The following is a 17,600-nucleotide window of genomic DNA, read 5'->3' as shown; positions in this document are numbered from 1 at the left end:
TTGTAGCTATAGTTATGGTTTACTTTTTCTTTTGGGCTGAGATTATTTGAATATATGTTGACTTGTTTTTAACTGATTTTCACTAATAATTTTTCCCCATTCAAACTTCTTAATTTGTTATTAGACAAAACATAAGTAAATTTACTATTAAGAAGTACCTTTTTTCTTTATGAAAATTTAAGTGTCCCAAAAATTTCCCCTCTATGCCTTGGCAAAATAAAAGACACATAGACGATCGGTTAAAGGATAAGACAAAATTGGTCATTAAGGTAAATTATTTTACCTCCATATTTTCTCTTATATTTTTTCTTGCATGCCTGTTTGTTCTAAATATAACCGTAGTTATTCCTTACGTATTCTTAGCGTTCGGAATCCTCAATCTGATTAATACTTTTCTTTTTAGATACCACCAAAACTTAACCCTCACTTACAACATAGTTTCTATTATGACTTTGGCCGGAGCCAGTATTATTACGCTCTATAGCGGGGGTATTAATAGTCCGTTCATATTTGTGCTCGCTTTGATAGTTGTTGCGGGCTATGTAACCACAAAATCATATGGAACCATTTATCTTAATCTCAACTTATTGATAATTGTTTTAATATACTCACAATCGGTAGTAGATTTCAGTTTTGTAAGCAATGTGGTCCCGGAGAACTCCAGAAATCTTTTTGCTCTTTTAAGCGTGCTCTTCTCCGTCTATCTACTGGGTGGAGTATTTGGTAAAAATCTGCTACATGCACATCACAATTTATACAAGACAAAGAATGAACTGGAGGAAAAAATCAATGAGAAAGAAACGTTGATCAAGGAAGTGCACCACCGTGTAAAAAACAATCTTCAAACGGTTTCCAGTTTATTGAGCCTACAATCAAGAAATATTGCGGATAAGGAGGTAAAAGGTTTATTAAAAAGTAGCCAGAACAGGGTAATTTCTATGGCCATGGTTCATGAGATGCTTTATTTAAGAGAAGATCTCTCCAAAATTGAATACCGGTCCTATGTTCAAGAGCTTGCTGAATATCTGATTAGATCTATCAAAGGTACCAGTAGCAACATTACACTAGATATAGATATACCTGATTTGAAACTTAATATTGATACCGCTATTCCCTTGGGGCTTTTAATCAATGAAGCGGTTACCAATGCCCTAAAATATGGTATTGTTGATGAGAACAAAGGTGAGATACATATTAAGCTCACCAAGGATGATGCTAATGAATATCTTTTACATATAGGAGACAATGGTATAGGATTTCCGGAAACGGTGAATCACAAAACGTCTAACTCCCTTGGATTGAAACTGATAAACAATTTAGTAAGACAACTACAAGGAACTATTAAAAGAGACTTCAGTAAAAAAGGAACGCACTATATAGTGAAATTCAAACACATTAAAAATCAGGTGGCACCGCCCATGCCTACACCTAGCGTTTCCTAAAACTTTTTTCTACCCGTACTCTAATAGCTTTAAGTTTTTTATTAGGTCTCACAAGTAAAAACGTGAATCCAGTGAAGATAATGGCCCATAAAAATGAAAGTATAAACATAGCTTTATAAAAATTAGTTTCTTAAAGGAATCAAGAATTAAGCCAATCTGGATTTATTATATTTTTTTAATTCAAAAGCCAAAGCTTTCTGCACCCTAGAATTTTTAAACTTATACAATCTTGCAACCTCCTGCCTATTTTCTTTAACCGATTTCATTGGTGATGATGCAAATTCAGTACTATTCAATAGTACAACCGAAGCTACCATTTTTTTCATCTTAACTTCCTCAGTTCCATTATTTGCCAAAGCAGCGGTAGTAAATATTGCGAACAATAAATAGGTTAAAAAGGCTTTCATAATTATCATTTGGGTACATCTAAATAACTACAGGCTTAATGCTTTTACAATTTTTACCAGATAAAGTGCACCCTTTTTCGGTCTCTGTAATAAAAAAGGTTAAAACGTTCATTTTCATCGTTTAGCGAACATTACATAATTAACACCTTATCCAAAAAAATGGAGGTTTTAACGAGGAAAATCATAACTAAGTCCCTGACAAAAAGTAAAAAGCCAACATATTTTGCTGGCTTTATGGTTAAGGGGCAATCCTGAAAGATTGAATTAATGCTATGCCATTTTTGCTCTACTCCTTTTTGTTGAGAAAGTAAGAGCCTTCTTTACTCTGGCATTATCTCTTTTATATAATCTAGCTACTTCTTGCTTTTCTATTTTAACTTCCTTTTCCAACTGAACATTCGTGACGATTGTTTTTTCAACTGCATTAACTTTTACCTCAACACCTTCTTGAGCATAAGAAACCATCCCAATAAAAAGAACAAAAACAAAAGTTACAAAGGTTTTCATGACTGTAGATTTTATATAAATAAAACTCCACAGGCCCCCGTTTACGGGATTTTGGTTCGTTCAACAAGATTAAATATTCGTTCAAGTGTCATACTTCGGGTAAAGTGCAAATTAACCTCGATGAATGAAAATGAGCCTTTCAACACCTCATCGGAACAAAATGCATTTGAGCCGAAATATTCACCGTTAAAATCAGTCGGTTTGCATCTAGTTTAGTTACTTTAACCTTAAATTTATTGAGTTGAGCAATTCAAACAACAAAAAAAACTTGGCTATAATTGGGCTTGGTCCTAGAGGTCTTTATGCCCTTGAACAATATTTGAGGTATTCATCAAAGCTTAGTCATACACAACATTTTCATATTCTCATTTTTGAACCTCAGGAACATTTGGGAGCCGGCAATGTTTGGCGGATCAATCAACCCTCTAGTAATTGGCTCAATATTTCCGAGCGTTCATTAGAGGAACTACCAAATAGACCAGAAATAAGTTGTGCAAGCTTTCATAATCCAGAATTTCCATCATATAAAGATTGGAGTTTAGGTAATGAACTAACAAAAGAAACCCAACCAGATGTTTTTCCTCCACGTTCTAAATTGGGAACCTATTTAAATGCCAGATTCAAGACACTGGCAAAAGAGTTGATAGGAAAGGATATAATTTCAACGTATAGAGAAAACATCCATCAAATAGCGTTTGAAAAGGAAAAATTTCTACTTACAGATGAAAATTCAAGTAGTTATGAGGCAGACGAAGTTTTGCTTACCGTAGGTCATCAACCCACCGAGTTATCCGATCAGCTAAAATCTTGGAAGGAGCATGCCTCAACCGCCTCGGATATTCTTTTATTTGAAAAAGCTTATCCTATTGAACATCTTACAAACGAAGTAAAAATTAATCATAGCAGCGTTATAGGCCTTAGAGGTTTTGGTCTATCTATGTTAGATGCTATGAGGGCGCTTACCATAGACCGAGGCGGAGAATTTATTGAAACGGACCCACGAACCTTGGAATATTCTTTTAAAACCATCCCTAAAGTACCCAAAAGGTTAATTCCATTTTCCTTGGAAGGACTCCCGTTGGCTCCTAAACCATTGAACAAAATTATTGATACGCTATATGAACCAACACAGGATGAACTCTTAAATTTTAAGAAAAGCATATCAGAAGTAGGTCAAGGAAAGACCAACAAAGAAGACGCACAGTTTTTAAAGAACGAAATTATCAAAATTGTGGTTCGTGTTTATGCCGAATTACCTAATAAAATCGGAAATCAAACCAACCCAGATGAAATTAAAAGAGTTTCCTTGGCGTGGCTAGAGGATGAAGAATTTCAACACCCCCTATTATTGAATCACGAATTGAAAAAGCGGGAAGTTATTGAAAGGTTCATTCAAATGGCTCTTAATCGAACTGCCATATCCTTGGATTACTGTATTGGTCAAGTATGGAGACACCTACAATCTACTTGGTATGATGCCTTTTCTCACGCCGATCAATCTGAAGAGACCATCGCCAAAGTAATTGCTCTACATGAACGCTTAAAAAGGTATTCTTATGGTCCGCCATTAAAAAGTATGCAACAATTAATGGCCTTAATACGTGCAGGAATTATGGACTTGTCCTATGTAACCGACCCAAAAATTGAACTGGTTGAAACAGGTTGGAAATTGAGCAAAAATCAAAAAGTCGCTCATGTGAACTGTATGGTCAATTGCGTTTTAGATTCCCCAAAATTACTGGAGATCAATTCACCCGTTGTGGTAAACCTCTTGAAAAATAAATTAATTGAACCCATTCATACTGAATTAGGCCTGGACACCTTTAAAAATGGATTGGTTAAGTCTAAGGACAGGAAAAAAAATATACCTCTAGCCGTTTTGGGAAGATTATCCAAAGGAAGTGTTGTGGGTGTGGATGCCATACTGGAATGCTTTGATGGGCAAGTATCCAAATGGGCAGAAGAGAGTGTGGCAAGAATGCTGGGAGAACGAATAAATGATTAGGCCATTTTAGCTCTGTTGTACTTGGTGATAAATGAAAGTTCCTTTTTTACTCTAGCATTATCCCTTTTGTACAATCTGGCAACTTGGCACCCCTTGGACGTTACTTTCTTTTCAACTCTGATGGTTGTTACGACGGTCATTTGAATAGTCTCAACTTTTACTTCTGCAACCTTGGTTTGAGCTTGTGCACTTAATCCGATAAAAAGAACAAAAACAAAAGTTATAATAGTTTTCATGACAGTAGATTTTATATATATAAAACTCTACACCCCCCTATCTCACTGATGTTGGTTCGTTCAACGAAAAAAAATACTCGTTTAAATGCAACGAATAGGTTAAACGGTAAAAAACCTCCGACAAACGAAAATTAGAACCATAACCACTTACCGACAAATGGTGCATTTTACCGTAAAATCCATATCTTCTACATTTGGAAATTAGGTGCAATTTTAATTTTTGATTTTAACCAAAGGTATTGACCCTAAATTTTTTCTATTTTTGACTTTATGGATTTAAAGAAAATTTTTGGAACGCTCCTTACCCTATTAGGAATAGGTGGGCTAATTTATACCGGTATTCTGTTTGCCAACGAGCAAGGAACGACTAAAATGCTAATAGTATATGGAGTGCTTGGTGCCATTTTCTTTTTCTCCGGCATAAGCCTTGTTAGGACCACCAGCTCTAAAAAGAGTACTTAAGCTACTTCTTTCCTAAGCACCTCCAATGGAGGACTTGAAAGTACATCACGGTTATTCCAAAGTCCTATAGTCAAAACAATAATAGTGATTAATGGTACAACTATTAGAAATGGTTCCCAAGACGGGACAAACGGAGCTTTAAAAACAAATATGGCCAAAAGTAAGCTACCTATTAAAGACAATAGCACTCCTACAAAACTACCCATGAAACCCAGGTAGAAATATTCCAAAAAAGCAATTTTAGAAATTTGCTTTCCTTTTGCCCCCAACGTCCTCAAAAGCACACTTTCCTTTATTCTTTGATACTTACTTGTTCTTACCGAACCAATCAAAACGATAATACCAGTAAGTATACTAAAGAAGGCCATAAAATTAATGACCCAGGATATTTTATCTAATATGCCTTCTACAACAGTCAACATCTGTCTTAAATCAATGATGGAAACCGTTGGAAACTTTGCCACCATAGCTCTTTGAACTTCGGCAGACTTTTTGGCATTCGGGGCATTAGAAGTGATGACGTGAAACTGCGGTGCATTTTCCAAAACACTGGATGGGAAAATTATATTAAAGTTCAACTGCATGCGGCCCCAATCTACCGATCTAATATGGACTACTTCTGTTTTCATTAATACACCCTGAACATTAAATGTGAGCATGTCTCCTATTTCTACTTCTGCATCACGAGCTACATTATCCGATAAAGAGATGGGAATCAACCCGTCCTCAGAACTATTAGATGGCCAACTTCCATCAACAGAATCTTCGGAAGCTATTAAAGTATCTCTATAACTTACCCTAAATTCATGGTTAAGTACCCATTCGTTAATTTTAGAGGTAGTGTCGTTTCTTATTTCATTTGCCTCCCGGTCCTTGATTTTTTGTACCCGCATGGTCACGATGGGAATATTATTTAAAACTGGTACTTCCAACTTTTTCAAACTTTGAGAAACCTCATCCTTCTCATTGGACTGGATATCCAGAAAAATCAAATTAGGCGCCTGAGCGCTATTCTCTAGGTTAGCCTTTGCCAGCAAAATATTCTTGGTAAAGTACAATGTACTGATCAAAAAAGTTCCTGTACCAATGGCCAATATTAAAACCAGCGTTTGGTTATTAGGTCTAAATAAATTCAGTAAACTCTGCCGAGCGGTAAAGCCCCAAGAATGGGGAAAATGTTTTTTAACCAGCTTCATAAAAATGATGGCAACCCCCGAAAGAATACCAAATACAACCAATATTCCTAAGACGAAATAAAAGGCATAAGACCATTTTTCCAATAAAATAAAAGCAAAGACAAAAATAAAACACAAAATAGAGAGGAGAATGATCCAATTTACCTTTTTAGAACTTGAAGGGTTACTTTCCTGTACCCTTAACACTTGTAGGGGTGAAACATACCAAGTATTTAAAAGTGGAGCCAAAGCAAAAAGTACAGACATAATCAATCCCAGTAAAAGACCTAATAAAACAGGTGTAAAAGAAAAAGTAATATCGATTTTAAATGGTAAAAAACCTTGTATCAAAATTGGAAAAAACTGTTGTAGACCAAACCCAAGTAGAGAACCAACCAGACCTCCCAATACGCCCATACCAGCGATTTGAATTAAAAAAATGTAAAAACTCTGCTTTCTAGTAGCCCCTAAACATTTTAATACTGCTACGGATTGTAATTTTTCTTTAATGTAAATATGAACAGAACTCGCAATGCCAACGCAACCTAACAATAAGGCAATAAAAGCAACAAGATTTAAGAATTTACCAAAATTATCGTACCTGCGCCCCAGTCTCCTACCGGTTGAATCGTGGGTATCCAAATCGGCATTTTCCGAATCTAGTACTGGGTCAAGTATTTTATCCAGTTCCTCCATGTCCTGTTCAGGCTCAGCCACAAAGAAATAATCATAGTCTATTCTGCTACCTACTTGAATAAGTCCTGTATCTTCAACCAATTCATAAGGAATAATGACGGGCGGTGCCACCGAAGCGGAAATTCCTCCTGCTCCAGGTGCAGAAATCAATGCACCTTCAATGGGTATTGTGATATTTCCGAGACTTACAGAATCTCCTTCATTTAGGTTAAATTGCAACATTAAGGTGGCATCTACCAATGCCCCTTTGTTTATTTTATAAGAATCTGCAGCTTTCCGCGGTTCGGTCTCCAATCTTCCATAAAAAGGAAAATTACCTTCCAACCCTTTCACATCTACCAGTTTGGTATCCCCATTTTTGGAGAAGAAAGCCATTGATGGAAAACTAACCCCTTTAGCATCTGCACCTCCCAATGAGTCGATTATTCCCAATACTCTCTCATTGGGCGGCTTATTACTATCGATTATAAAGTCCGCCCCCATTAGTTCCTTGGACTGTAGGGCTATATTTGTCTTTAAATTTTCACTGAAAGATTGTACGGAAACCACAGCTGCAATACCAAGAACAATGGAAGCCATAAACAACAACAGTCTTTTTCCACTAGCCCTACCGTCCCGCCAAGCCATTTTAAACAACCAGGGGAAATTGATTTCCGAGCCTTTTTTTTGCTCCATCATTAATTTCCTTGATTAATTTCCGTTGATTGAATTCTTCCTCCTTTAAGCTTCAGCACTCTATCACATTTTTTTGCCAATTCCAAATCATGGGTAACAATGACCAAGGTGGTACCGGCCTCTTTATTCAAGTTGAATAATAACTGAATGATCTTCTCCCCTGTTTCCTCATCCAAATTACCAGTGGGCTCATCAGCAAACAAAATGGAAGGATTACTTGAAAACGCTCTTGCCAAAGCGACGCGTTGCTGTTCCCCACCCGATAATTGAGAAGGATAGTGATTCATTCTATTTTCCAACCCAACCTTGGAAAGCAACTCGTGACCTGTTTCAACGGCATTTTTCACCCCCTGAAGTTCTAGAGGAACGATAACATTCTCCAGGGCAGTAAGCGTTGGTAACAATTGAAAGTTTTGAAAGATAAACCCTACTTCCCTGTTTCGCAATTGAGCTCTCTGATCCTCGTTCAGGGCAGCCAAGTCCGTTGAGCACAGTTGAATGGAGCCTTCATTTGGATAATCAAGTCCAGCACAAAGACCTAGTAAGGTAGTTTTTCCACTACCTGACGGACCTACAATCGCAAAACTTTCACCTTTATCAATGTGAAAATCAATTTCCGAAAGAACCGTTAGTTGCTTTGAACCACTTTGATAACTTTTCCCCAACTGGGTAACGTTTAATATCTTTGCCATGAACAGGTATGCTTACTTTTTCCTCTCTTGTGTTATTTTACGCCAAAAGCCGAAAAATAAGCATTTGTATTCAGTTTTAAGCTCCATTAAACATGCATAACATCTTAAAATTAAGTTATTTTTTAGCTATACTAATGCTTTTCTCGTGTGGTGAAAAGAGCAAAAAAATAAATCAAGAGAATAAATCCACCAAAATATCCCCAGAGGAAGAAACAGCTGTCTCTGACGAAAAAATAATTCTTTTCTTTGGTAATAGTCTAACAGCCGCTTATGGTTTACAAAAAGAGGAAGGGTTTCCTGCGCTTATTCAAAAAAGGTTAGACTCTTTAAACCTCAACTATACAGCTATTAACTCTGGAGTAAGTGGGGAGACTACCTCTGGAGGACTCAACCGTTTAGAATGGGTTTTAAATCAAAAGGTAGACATTCTTGTATTGGAATTAGGTGCCAATGATGGTTTAAGAGGAATTTCTCTGAGGGAATCTAAAAACAACCTTCAAAAGATAATTGAACTAGTCAAGGAAAAGAATCCCCAAACAAAAATTATTCTTGCAGGTATGCAAATACCTCCCAATATGGGCGAGGCATATACGTCTGAATTCAAGGAAATGTACCCGCAATTAGCAGAAAAAAATAATGTCGCACTTATCCCTTTTCTCTTGGAAGGCGTAGCAGGAAATTCAAAACTAAATCTGGAAGATGGTATTCATCCTACTGCCGAAGGACAAAAAATTGTCATGGAAAACGTTTGGCAAATTTTGGAGGATGTCATTAAAGACATTTAGTTTATCGTAGAACTGATTTTGACCTTTCAAAATTCACAACAATAGATTCTTTTTTAGACCTCCCAAAACGTATTCTATATGTAGGAGTCCTTGTTTCTACTTGTGAAAGCATTTGATTAAGGTCAATAGCATTCGATATATAAATATCATTGGAGTTATTTATATGTAATAATAGACCTATAATCGTAAGTATAGTAAATAAATATGATTTCATGGTTGGAATTTATTTAAATTAAAACTCGGTGAAAGGCATAATTAGGATTCCTCACTCGTTCAATTGACATATTTCATCGATGAAAGGAGGGTTTTTCGTCAAAAAGTAAAATATTGTAGTCCAAATGCATGTGTTGTAGGAACCGTTTATCCCGAAAAACAAACCGTTCATCGATACTATTGGTCAGCTTTTCAAGGGATTTTGCCCCATTTGCACTTGAATTAACAAAAGTGAAATTTTGATTTGCCAAAGAGTTGAGTTTTGCCGTTCAGAACAACTAATTACTGCCAACCTAATATTCTACATAAGTTGTGAGATATAGAACTAATCGCTCCTCAAACATCATTTAATTATAAAAATATCAGTATGATACCTCACATTGTTACTTATTAAGAAATGGGAGTCGTTGACATATCAAATGGAAAGACCAACGTCATTTCCTCGTATTTTGTCGATATTTCAAAAAAAATATTGCAGTATGCACAGTATTTGAATAATTTGCATGGATATTTTGAAAAAGAAAATGAATTAATTTTTAAACACCTTAACTATGAAACGTAATTTAATTAGTAAATTTTTTCTGTTTGCGTTCCTACTATTCTCTTTTGTAATGGTACCGGTAGCTTGTAGCAGTGATGATGGAGGAAGTGGCACAGGACAGGAACAACCGGAGCCGGAACCAGAGCCAGAACCGGAAGCTGATCCGGACCCAACAAATGAAAATACAACAATTGAAGCAACTGAACCGATTCACAGTAACGGAATTGGTACATCAACGGTAACTATTCAATTGGCAGATGCAGATGGTAATTTATTGAGTACTTCAGGAGGAGTTATATCAATTTCGGTAACGGGGTCTACTACTGTTTCTGAAGTTACAGACAACGGGGACGGTACCTATACAGCCACAGTAACTGGAGATTCAGAAGAAGCTGTAGTTGTATCCGGTACACTGGACGGTACATCAATTACTAATACAGCAAATATTACTTTCAATCCAGATGAATCTAATCCTGCTCAAGAAATTGAACAATCTTCTGAACCAGTAGGTCCCTCAATTATAAGAATTAATTCTGGAGGACCCGAAGTAACTTACGATAACATTACCTTCTTGGAGGATCAATATTTTAATGGACCTACTGAAGCATACACAAATCCATTTGTTACGGAAATTGATGGTACAGATATGGACGACATATTTTTAACTGAAAGAATATCAGATAACACCAAAGTTAGAGGACCCATTTCTTACAACATACCTGTTACCAATGGTACATATACCGTAAAATTATATTTTGCAGAGATTTATTGGGGTTCTGAAAATCCGGAGGGACTTCAAGGAGGAGATGGGAAAAGAATTTTTAATATTGCAATGGAAGATACTCAAGTATTTACAGGCTATGACCTTCATAAAGAACATGGCCCCGCTTCAGCAGGCACTAAAATGTATGACATTGAAGTTTCCGATGGTGAATTAACAATAACATTAGAAGCAACTACCAATAAACCGAAAATCTCGGCAATAGAAATTTTTGGAACAGGTACCGTAGGTAACTAAAATATTAAACTATATATTTTTAAAAGGTCATTTGTTTAGCAAATGACCTTTTTTTTTGAACCTATTTCGTAAGGTTTCGTACATTATGATAACTAATTAATAAAACTATGTTCAGAATATTAGTATCATTATTGGCAATCTCCTTTTCCACTTCCTGTCAATCTAACGTAAAAAAGAAAAAGGATGAAGTGGCCACAACTTCTCAATCCACCTTAGAAAAAAATATTACATTGGAACAGGAAGATTTGGAAAAGTTTGAAACGGCTTATTTTGCAAGCGGTTGTTTTTGGTGTGTTGAAGCAATTTTTGAAAGTGTTAAAGGGGTTGAGGAAGTAGTTTCCGGTTATTCCGGTGGGACTAAAAAGAACCCTACATACGAAGAAGTAGGCGGAGGTATGACTGACCATGCAGAGGCAGTAAAAGTATATTATGACCCAAAAGTAATATCCTTCACGGCTTTGGTACAAGTATTTTTTGGATCGCATGACCCTACAACCCTCAACCGACAAGGCCCTGACCGTGGACCACAATACAGGTCTATTGCATTTTACAAAAATGAAGACGAAAAGAAGATTATTGAGAGTTACATAAAGGCCCTTGAGGAAAATGATGTTTATCAAGGATTACCAATTACCACCCAAGTTGTTCCCTTTAATAAATTTTATGATGCTGAAGATTACCATCAAGATTATGAAAAAAAGCACCCTAATAACTCTTATATAAGAAATGTCTCCATACCTAGATTGAACAGGTTTAAGGAAAATTTTCAAGACTATTTGAAAGATGATGCCAAACATTAAAAAAAGCGACCTAATCAGGTCGCTTTTTCATTTAGTTTCGATATACTTATTTTAACACTATTTCAGAATAGTTACCATTAATATCAATGTTTCCAGTAGATGATTTATTTCCCATGCCACCTGAATAAACCATTTTTCCATTTTTGCTGGCTGTATCCACCTTTAAGTTCTTAGGAAAAATAAACTCCATTCCAGAACCTTCTACCCTAAATCTGTAGCCGGAAGAAGGAAGATTACATATAACCTCTCCATTATTTGAAGACACCTGGAATTCTTCAAAGTCATGGGCCATAGAATTTACCACCAATGGTCCAAAGTCATTTTTTATGAGTGCCCGTTTTACTAATCTATCAATGATAATTTCAGATGACTTTCCATGTAATTCCAAATTGACCACATCCTTTAAATCCACTCCTTTGGTATAATTGGCATGCAAAGTTCCGTCAAGCCAATTTTCCACGTGTATTGGCGAATACGAAACCACTAATACGGTTTCTGTACCATCAATTGCATTCGCCATAAGTTTGGCATGAGAAAACGAAGCATCCAAGTTATGGGTTCTTTCGGCTAGTTTTACCTCTCCGTGCCTTACGTTCATCTTTAATTTTGCAGATTTAGGCATTTTTATTTTTAAGGTTCTTTTCACCTTAAAGTTTTTAGGCTGTTCCTCATTTATAAAGTAAAAAGTATTTGCCTTTCTAATTGAATTATTTTGGGCTCTTCTTTGCTGTTGTTCTATCCGTTCCTTTTGGGTCTGCATTCTTTGTTGATGGGCCTCCCATCTTTGCTCTTGAGCCTGCTCTATTTTTTGAGTTCGTTTCTCCATTGCTTCCCTGCGTTTTTCCTCTGCTTTTATTCGTTTCTCTTCCATCTTTTCCTGCCACTCCAACATACGCGCTTGGTAGGGCTCTCCAAAATCCTTTTCAAAACCTTCTTGCCATTTTTTCATGTAAGCCTCTCCGTCCTTTTTAAAGGCCTCATAATCAAAGTTTGGATTGGGAACTGGAGGCATTTCCGGTACATCTTCTAATTCCGAAAAATCAAAGTCGAATTCAAAATCTTCCATAGAAGGTAGGTTGGGTATTTCAATGACCAGTGGCCGGGCGTCTTGGACAAAATGAACAGGCTTCACTTTACTCCCTTTATTTGAAATATGAATTTTTCTGCTATTACCTAAAATTTCAAAAAAATCATTGTCCACATACTCTTCAAACTCAGTTTCGGTAACTCCATCAATTTCAATGGTTGCAATTATTTCTACCTTGTCTTTATTCCATGTGTCAAATTCCAAATCCGCATAACTTGTATTGATTTCAATGATTACATTCTCTTCTACATTAAATTCCTCGGTAATACTCTTCTCCCTAGATTGGCCCACAGCTCCCATGGTGATGAGGCATGGAAGCATATAAAGGACACTTAACAACTTTCGATTAAACTGTTTCATTTTTTGATTTTTTTATCTGATTTAATTCCTCCTTTAACTTTCGCAGCAATTCCAACCTAAGCTGTAAATTTTGAATCATTGCGGTAATTGTTTGATCATTGGGCCCGTATAAATTAAGCTCCTCACTCAATGCCCTATATTCTTTGTTTAATTCTTCTAATTGTGCTATATAACTTTCTACCAATTCCTCGTTTTCTTTTGAAACTGGCAATTTTGCCAGTTCCAAATTAATATTGGCCACATAGTAATCCTCTATTTTCTTTAAATCTGGCGACAGGTCTCCTAACTTAATGGAAGTGTCTTTTTCAGGATGCTCTTTATCTGTATTAACAATGGTAGGCTTATTACTGTTTTCCAAAGATGGGTCCTTCAAGAACAAAAAGATTCCTAACAGAATTAAAATTGATGCTGCTACGGCCCATATTGGAATTACCTTAGTCCTACTTCTAGGCATTTCTTTTTCCAATCGATCAATAAATCTTTTTTCATGTCCACTTTTCATTTTTGGCAATTCATTTGCCGAATCTGTTTTAAGCAAATCTCTAATATCCCGTGACATATTTTTTCTCTTTTAAAACTTTTTGTAGATAACCTTTACCCCTCATCAATCTTGTTCTGCAAGCTGATTCCGTTATTTTAAGTACTTCCGAGATTTCACCATGGTCATATCCCTCCAATAAATACATCATGGTTACATATCTGTACTTGTCCGGCAGATTATTGATTGCATTTTTAACTTGACCAACCGTACAATTTTCATCTACCTTCCAGTCCCAATTAGGTTCTTCAGACAAATTATTCTCCTCTATTTCCACAAAATCCTGATTTCGGGACTTGAGAACATCCAGACATTGATTTATGACAATTTTTTTTAGCCAAGCACCAAAAGTTACCTCTCCAGAAAACTGTTCCAAATTTTGAAACGCCTTAATGAATGCTTCTTGTACTGCATCTTCCGCATCGTCTTCATTTATCAAGTACCTAGAGGCCACTATAAACATACCCCCACAATACTTACGGTATAGATGTAATTGGGCCTTTCTATTTTTGGCCTGGCACTTTCTTATAAGGTCCAGTTGAAGCATTCGTTTTTGGAGCCGTTTTTGAGGTTGATGTGTTATCTATTTTTCTTAAAGGACGATACAAATAATTGGATGTTGCAAAAAACGAGTAATTTTGATGAAATTTTTTATTGAGCACTCTTGAAACAAGTTACAATTAAGAATGACCATCTCATACTAATGGTCTTGGATTATGGCGCAGTAATCCAAAAATTGATGTTAAAAAATTCAGATGAAACCTATTCTAATGTGGTAGTAGGTCATGAATTCCCTAGCGATTATTTAGATGATGAGCTATACCTTGGTGCGTGCGTAGGTAGATATGCAGGCCGTATTGGAAAAGAATTTACATTGGATAGGGAAACATATCAATTACCCAATGATCATGGAGTTCATTTACACGGTGGCAGAGAAGGTTTTAGCAAAAAGTATTGGAAATTTGAAGAAGTACACTACGGAGAAAACCCATATGTAAAACTTTCCTACGAAAGTGCCCATTTAGAGGAGGGTTACCCGGGCAATCTAAAAACTACCGTTACCTATGCGTTGAAAGGGAAAAATTTGCGGATTATCTTTGACGCGGTTACCGATAGAGCTACCGTGGTTAACCTAACCAATCATTCTTACTTTAAACTGGATGATGAGGCTTCTATAAACGAGTATAGGTTGCAACTAAACTGTTCTCATTTTTTAGAAACAAAACCCAACCTTTTACCAACTGGAAAGGCCTATCTAACCGAAGGTTCATCGAAGGATTTCACAAAGGAGAAATCAATTGGGGATGAGAGATTAGATACTCCATTCGTCGTTGATATGAATTCTCCTGTTGTCGCCAAATGTAGTTCACCAAAATCAGGAATTTCCATGGAAGTCGCTACCAATCAAGTTGGAATGGTTGTTTACACACCATCTAACTTTGGAGCTATATGCTTTGAGACACAAAACTTACCCGATGCACCTAATCATAAGAATTTCCCTAACTGCGTTTTAAGACCGAAAGAAAAATATAGGAATATTTCAGAATTCAGGTTCAGTACCAACTAAAAAAAGGTTCCGCATAACGGAACCTTTTACATGTTATTAAGCACAATAAACCAATTACGCTTCAACCATAAGGTTTAGTTCAACTGTAATATTATCTCTTGTTGCTTTACTGTAAGGGCAAATCTCGTGAGCGGCATTTATCAATTTCTCACCGGTTTCCTTATCAACGGTTGGCAACCAACAGTCCAATGTGGCATCTATAAAAAATCCCTCTTCGTCCTTATTGAAACCTACAACAGCAGTAACACTAAAATCACCTAAATCATCCACTTTGTGTTCCTTAGCAACCGCTTGAAGGGCACCCGCAAAACAGGTGGAATAGGCCGCTGCAAATAATTGTTCCGGATTAGTGGATTTGCCATCTGTCTCTCCCTTAGAGTTGGGCATTTTTATTCCCAAATCAATAGCTCCATCATCACTTTTAACGTGACCCTCTCTACCGCCAGAATTGGTAGCACTTGTTTGAAATATAGTTTTCATCGTATTATTACTTTTTGATTATTTCTTGAAGATACGCAGCTTAGTTCAGCTATCATAAAGAGTTGTATTAAATTCATGTGAAAATGATGAATACCGTTAACAATAGAATTTAAAGCATTCAAATATCGGGTCAATCAAAAAACTTCACTAAAAAAATGTCTCAACCCTGTTTTTTTATAGGGTTTCATAATTATTTGTACATTAGAATTTCATAATCTTGCACCCTAAAAAGATGGTGCAACCATAGAACTAGAACGCAATATGAAATTGTTAAAATGGATTTTAATTATTGTTGGAGTAATAGCAGTTTTATTTTTCTTTGTTTTAGAACCTTATATGCGCGAGCAAACCAAAAAACACAGTCCGCTTAAAGAGGTGGTTTATGAAAGTGATGATTTCCATCTAAAAGTTAACTATTCCAGCCCTTTAAAAAAGGGACGACAAATTTTTGGTGAGCTTGTTCCTTTTGGAGCTATATGGAGAACCGGTGCCAACGAGCCAACTACATTTTTTACGGAGACAGGTATTAGAATGGCAGATAAAAGTTTGCCACCGGGCACCTATTCCCTATGGACCCGACCCAATAAAGAAAGTTGGGATATCATTTTTAACAAGGACATTCCGGATTGGGGCGTTACAGTCATGAGCGGTGGTAAGGAAACTGCCAGAAAACCAGAAGAAGATGTAATCGAAATTACCGTTCCAGTAGAGCGTTTAGAAAAAACTATGGAAAACTTCACCATCGATTTTGAAGATAACGGCGAGCTTTTTATGTTTATGGCTTGGGATAACACCAAAGTAAAAATTCCTGTAAACAATTAATTTTGAAAGATGAAAAGCTCTCTGGAAACCAAGAAACTTCCAATAAGAAAAAACTAGGGAGCAAAAGGAATCTTACCTTAAAAGAATTTCAAGAAGGTTTAAAAACTGGAAATACTGCTATTTTGGCAAGGGCCATTACATTGGTTGAAAGTACCAAGGCCGAAGACAAAATATTATCAAATCAACTGGTAAGCCATTGTCTAAGCAATAGTGTGGATAGCGTGCGAATTGGCATTACGGGTATACCCGGAGTTGGGAAAAGTACTTTTATTGAAAATTTAGGCTCCCGTTTGCTTGACAAGGGAGAAAGGGTAGCTGTCCTAGCCGTTGACCCAAGTAGCATCCAGAGCTCTGGTAGTATTTTGGGTGACAAGACAAGAATGCCCTATTTAGCACAAAACAAAAATGCCTTTGTTCGGCCTTCTCCAACAAGAAAAGCCTTGGGCGGAGTTACCACTAAAACAAGGGAAACTATTCTCCTCTGCGAGGCAGCTGGTTTCAATATTATTTTTATTGAAACTGTAGGGGTAGGCCAAAGCGAAACTGCCGTTTATGACATGGTAGACTTTTTCCTTCTTTTAAATTTGCCCGGAACAGGGGACGAATTACAAGGTATTAAACGAGGGATTATTGAAATGGCCGATGCCATTGCAATCAACAAAGCAGATGGGGACAACCTCAAAAAATCCCACCAAGCCCAATCGCAACTACAAAAAACCATGGAACTATACCCTCCAAAGTATGCTTTTTGGAATACTATAGTCGGTATTTGTTCAGCTACGGAAGGAAAAGGAATCGATACTATTTGGAAGACAATTCAAGAGTTTGTTTCCTTGGCAAAAAGTTCGGGATTCTTTGAGGAAAAAAGGAAGCTTCAGCGAGAAAAATGGCTTTATCAAACCCTTGACGAAGAGCTTAGGTTACAATATTTTGAAGACAACAACAGCTCCGATGCTTTAGAATCCTTTATTAAAATGGTTAGGGACAGTCAAATCTCTGCTGGGGAAGCCGCCCAACTCCTAATGAGAAAATAAAGGCATAACAATAAGGTTTAGTTTAACTATCCGCAACTAAGTTATTTACTAGCCAATA

At 36.5% G+C, this 17,600-nt stretch carries 18 protein-coding genes; 9 read left to right on the top strand and 9 right to left on the bottom strand.

Translation table 11 applies throughout. The features are described 5' to 3' along the window. The first annotated feature begins 203 nt into the window (after positions 1 to 203). Positions 204 to 1,442 (top strand): sensor histidine kinase, encoded by a 1,239-nt coding sequence (locus BIZ36_RS10155; RefSeq protein ID WP_187457791.1) that lies wholly within the window; start codon positions 204 to 206, stop codon positions 1,440 to 1,442. 146 nt (positions 1,443 to 1,588) lie between these two features. On the opposite strand, the gene BIZ36_RS10150 is transcribed toward BIZ36_RS10155, so the two are convergent. After that, positions 1,589 to 1,849 (bottom strand): hypothetical protein, encoded by a 261-nt coding sequence (locus BIZ36_RS10150; RefSeq protein ID WP_187457790.1) that lies wholly within the window; start codon positions 1,847 to 1,849, stop codon positions 1,589 to 1,591. A 270-nt stretch (positions 1,850 to 2,119) separates the two neighbouring features. After that, on the bottom strand, positions 2,120 to 2,356 hold the full coding sequence (locus BIZ36_RS10145; protein WP_187457789.1) for a hypothetical protein: 237 nt from the start codon (positions 2,354 to 2,356) through the stop codon (positions 2,120 to 2,122). Between the two features lie 241 nt (positions 2,357 to 2,597). On the opposite strand from BIZ36_RS10145, the gene BIZ36_RS10140 reads away from it, so the two are divergent. After that, positions 2,598 to 4,361, top strand: a complete 1,764-nt coding sequence (locus BIZ36_RS10140; protein WP_187457788.1) for an FAD/NAD(P)-binding protein — start codon at positions 2,598 to 2,600, stop codon at positions 4,359 to 4,361. Here the strand turns inward: BIZ36_RS10140 and BIZ36_RS10135 are convergent. Next, the gene (locus BIZ36_RS10135) at positions 4,358 to 4,597 is read right to left on the bottom strand and encodes a hypothetical protein (protein ID WP_187457787.1); all 240 of its coding nucleotides are present in this window, start codon (positions 4,595 to 4,597) and stop codon (positions 4,358 to 4,360) included. The genes BIZ36_RS10140 and BIZ36_RS10135 overlap by 4 nt on opposite strands. 270 nt (positions 4,598 to 4,867) lie before the next feature. Here BIZ36_RS10135 and BIZ36_RS10130 point away from each other — a divergent pair, with 270 nt between their 5' ends. Continuing rightward, positions 4,868 to 5,059 (top strand): hypothetical protein, encoded by a 192-nt coding sequence (locus BIZ36_RS10130; protein ID WP_187457786.1) that lies wholly within the window; start codon positions 4,868 to 4,870, stop codon positions 5,057 to 5,059. Here BIZ36_RS10130 and BIZ36_RS10125 read toward each other — a convergent pair. Both BIZ36_RS10125 and BIZ36_RS10120 read right to left on the bottom strand, forming a co-directional pair. Continuing rightward, a complete protein-coding gene (locus tag BIZ36_RS10125) occupies positions 5,056 to 7,608 on the bottom strand; it encodes an ABC transporter permease (protein ID WP_222937340.1) in 2,553 nt (850 codons plus the stop codon). The two genes, BIZ36_RS10130 and BIZ36_RS10125, sit on opposite strands and share 4 nt — an antisense overlap. Then, positions 7,608 to 8,297 carry an ABC transporter ATP-binding protein gene (locus tag BIZ36_RS10120; protein WP_187457785.1) on the bottom strand — a complete coding sequence of 230 codons (690 nt, stop codon included), beginning with the start codon at positions 8,295 to 8,297 and terminating at the stop codon, positions 7,608 to 7,610. Before BIZ36_RS10120 ends, BIZ36_RS10125 begins: the two co-directional genes overlap by 1 nt. A gap of 92 nt (positions 8,298 to 8,389) precedes the next feature. Between BIZ36_RS10120 and BIZ36_RS10115 the strand changes: the two genes are divergently transcribed. From BIZ36_RS10115 to msrA, 3 genes are all read left to right on the top strand, one after another. Next, positions 8,390 to 9,082 carry an arylesterase gene (locus tag BIZ36_RS10115; RefSeq protein WP_187457784.1) on the top strand — a complete coding sequence of 231 codons (693 nt, stop codon included), beginning with the start codon at positions 8,390 to 8,392 and terminating at the stop codon, positions 9,080 to 9,082. 764 nt (positions 9,083 to 9,846) lie between these two features. Continuing rightward, positions 9,847 to 10,854, top strand: a complete 1,008-nt coding sequence (locus BIZ36_RS10110) for a malectin domain-containing carbohydrate-binding protein (RefSeq protein WP_187457783.1) — start codon at positions 9,847 to 9,849, stop codon at positions 10,852 to 10,854. A 107-nt stretch (positions 10,855 to 10,961) separates the two neighbouring features. Beyond that, positions 10,962 to 11,654, top strand: a complete 693-nt coding sequence (msrA, locus tag BIZ36_RS10105) for a peptide-methionine (S)-S-oxide reductase MsrA (protein WP_187457782.1) — start codon at positions 10,962 to 10,964, stop codon at positions 11,652 to 11,654. A gap of 46 nt (positions 11,655 to 11,700) precedes the next feature. Here the strand turns inward: msrA and BIZ36_RS10100 are convergent, their stop codons facing one another. The 3 genes from BIZ36_RS10100 to BIZ36_RS10090 are packed head-to-tail and all read right to left on the bottom strand — an operon-like array spanning position 11,701 to position 14,186. Continuing rightward, a complete protein-coding gene (locus BIZ36_RS10100; RefSeq protein ID WP_187457781.1) occupies positions 11,701 to 13,101 on the bottom strand; it encodes a hypothetical protein in 1,401 nt (466 codons plus the stop codon). Then, complete coding sequence (locus tag BIZ36_RS10095) at positions 13,088 to 13,660, bottom strand: hypothetical protein (RefSeq protein WP_187457780.1); 573 nt, start codon at positions 13,658 to 13,660, stop codon at positions 13,088 to 13,090. Before BIZ36_RS10095 ends, BIZ36_RS10100 begins: the two co-directional genes overlap by 14 nt. Next, on the bottom strand, positions 13,644 to 14,186 hold the full coding sequence (locus tag BIZ36_RS10090; RefSeq protein ID WP_187457779.1) for an RNA polymerase sigma factor: 543 nt from the start codon (positions 14,184 to 14,186) through the stop codon (positions 13,644 to 13,646). Before BIZ36_RS10090 ends, BIZ36_RS10095 begins: the two co-directional genes overlap by 17 nt. 117 nt (positions 14,187 to 14,303) lie before the next feature. Between BIZ36_RS10090 and BIZ36_RS10085 the strand changes: the two genes are divergently transcribed. Beyond that, positions 14,304 to 15,206 (top strand): aldose epimerase family protein, encoded by a 903-nt coding sequence (locus BIZ36_RS10085; RefSeq protein WP_187457778.1) that lies wholly within the window; start codon positions 14,304 to 14,306, stop codon positions 15,204 to 15,206. 54 nt (positions 15,207 to 15,260) lie between these two features. On the opposite strand, the gene BIZ36_RS10080 is transcribed toward BIZ36_RS10085, so the two are convergent. Further along, a complete protein-coding gene (locus BIZ36_RS10080; protein ID WP_187457777.1) occupies positions 15,261 to 15,686 on the bottom strand; it encodes an organic hydroperoxide resistance protein in 426 nt (141 codons plus the stop codon). A 261-nt stretch (positions 15,687 to 15,947) separates the two neighbouring features. On the opposite strand from BIZ36_RS10080, the gene BIZ36_RS10075 reads away from it, so the two are divergent. Both BIZ36_RS10075 and meaB read left to right on the top strand, forming a co-directional pair. Further along, the gene (locus BIZ36_RS10075; RefSeq protein WP_187457776.1) at positions 15,948 to 16,508 is read left to right on the top strand and encodes a DUF2911 domain-containing protein; all 561 of its coding nucleotides are present in this window, start codon (positions 15,948 to 15,950) and stop codon (positions 16,506 to 16,508) included. Between the two features lie 2 nt (positions 16,509 to 16,510). After that, entirely contained in the window at positions 16,511 to 17,542 is a 1,032-nt protein-coding gene (gene meaB / locus BIZ36_RS10070; RefSeq protein ID WP_187457775.1) for a methylmalonyl Co-A mutase-associated GTPase MeaB, read from the top strand. The last annotated feature ends 58 nt before the right edge of the window (positions 17,543 to 17,600 follow it).

It is taken from the genome of Cytophaga sp. FL35 (assembly GCF_014349235.1).
Lineage (GTDB): Bacteria > Bacteroidota > Bacteroidia > Flavobacteriales > Flavobacteriaceae > Euzebyella.
Note: the sequence above shows the minus strand (reverse complement) of the source record. Positions and strands in the feature narration are given on the sequence as shown.

Coding starts and splice junctions, on each gene's coding strand:
- BIZ36_RS10155 (WP_187457791.1), top strand. CDS start 204: ATGCCTTGGCAAAATAAAAGACACATAGACGATCGGTTAAAGGATAAG.
- BIZ36_RS10150 (WP_187457790.1), bottom strand. CDS start 1,849: ATGAAAGCCTTTTTAACCTATTTATTGTTCGCAATATTTACTACCGCT.
- BIZ36_RS10145 (WP_187457789.1), bottom strand. CDS start 2,356: ATGAAAACCTTTGTAACTTTTGTTTTTGTTCTTTTTATTGGGATGGTT.
- BIZ36_RS10135 (WP_187457787.1), bottom strand. CDS start 4,597: ATGAAAACTATTATAACTTTTGTTTTTGTTCTTTTTATCGGATTAAGT.
- BIZ36_RS10130 (WP_187457786.1), top strand. CDS start 4,868: ATGGATTTAAAGAAAATTTTTGGAACGCTCCTTACCCTATTAGGAATA.
- BIZ36_RS10125 (WP_222937340.1), bottom strand. CDS start 7,608: ATGATGGAGCAAAAAAAAGGCTCGGAAATCAATTTCCCCTGGTTGTTT.
- BIZ36_RS10120 (WP_187457785.1), bottom strand. CDS start 8,297: ATGGCAAAGATATTAAACGTTACCCAGTTGGGGAAAAGTTATCAAAGT.
- BIZ36_RS10115 (WP_187457784.1), top strand. CDS start 8,390: ATGCATAACATCTTAAAATTAAGTTATTTTTTAGCTATACTAATGCTT.
- BIZ36_RS10110 (WP_187457783.1), top strand. CDS start 9,847: ATGAAACGTAATTTAATTAGTAAATTTTTTCTGTTTGCGTTCCTACTA.
- msrA (WP_187457782.1), top strand. CDS start 10,962: ATGTTCAGAATATTAGTATCATTATTGGCAATCTCCTTTTCCACTTCC.
- BIZ36_RS10100 (WP_187457781.1), bottom strand. CDS start 13,101: ATGAAACAGTTTAATCGAAAGTTGTTAAGTGTCCTTTATATGCTTCCA.
- BIZ36_RS10095 (WP_187457780.1), bottom strand. CDS start 13,660: ATGTCACGGGATATTAGAGATTTGCTTAAAACAGATTCGGCAAATGAA.
- BIZ36_RS10090 (WP_187457779.1), bottom strand. CDS start 14,186: ATGCTTCAACTGGACCTTATAAGAAAGTGCCAGGCCAAAAATAGAAAG.
- BIZ36_RS10080 (WP_187457777.1), bottom strand. CDS start 15,686: ATGAAAACTATATTTCAAACAAGTGCTACCAATTCTGGCGGTAGAGAG.
- BIZ36_RS10075 (WP_187457776.1), top strand. CDS start 15,948: ATGAAATTGTTAAAATGGATTTTAATTATTGTTGGAGTAATAGCAGTT.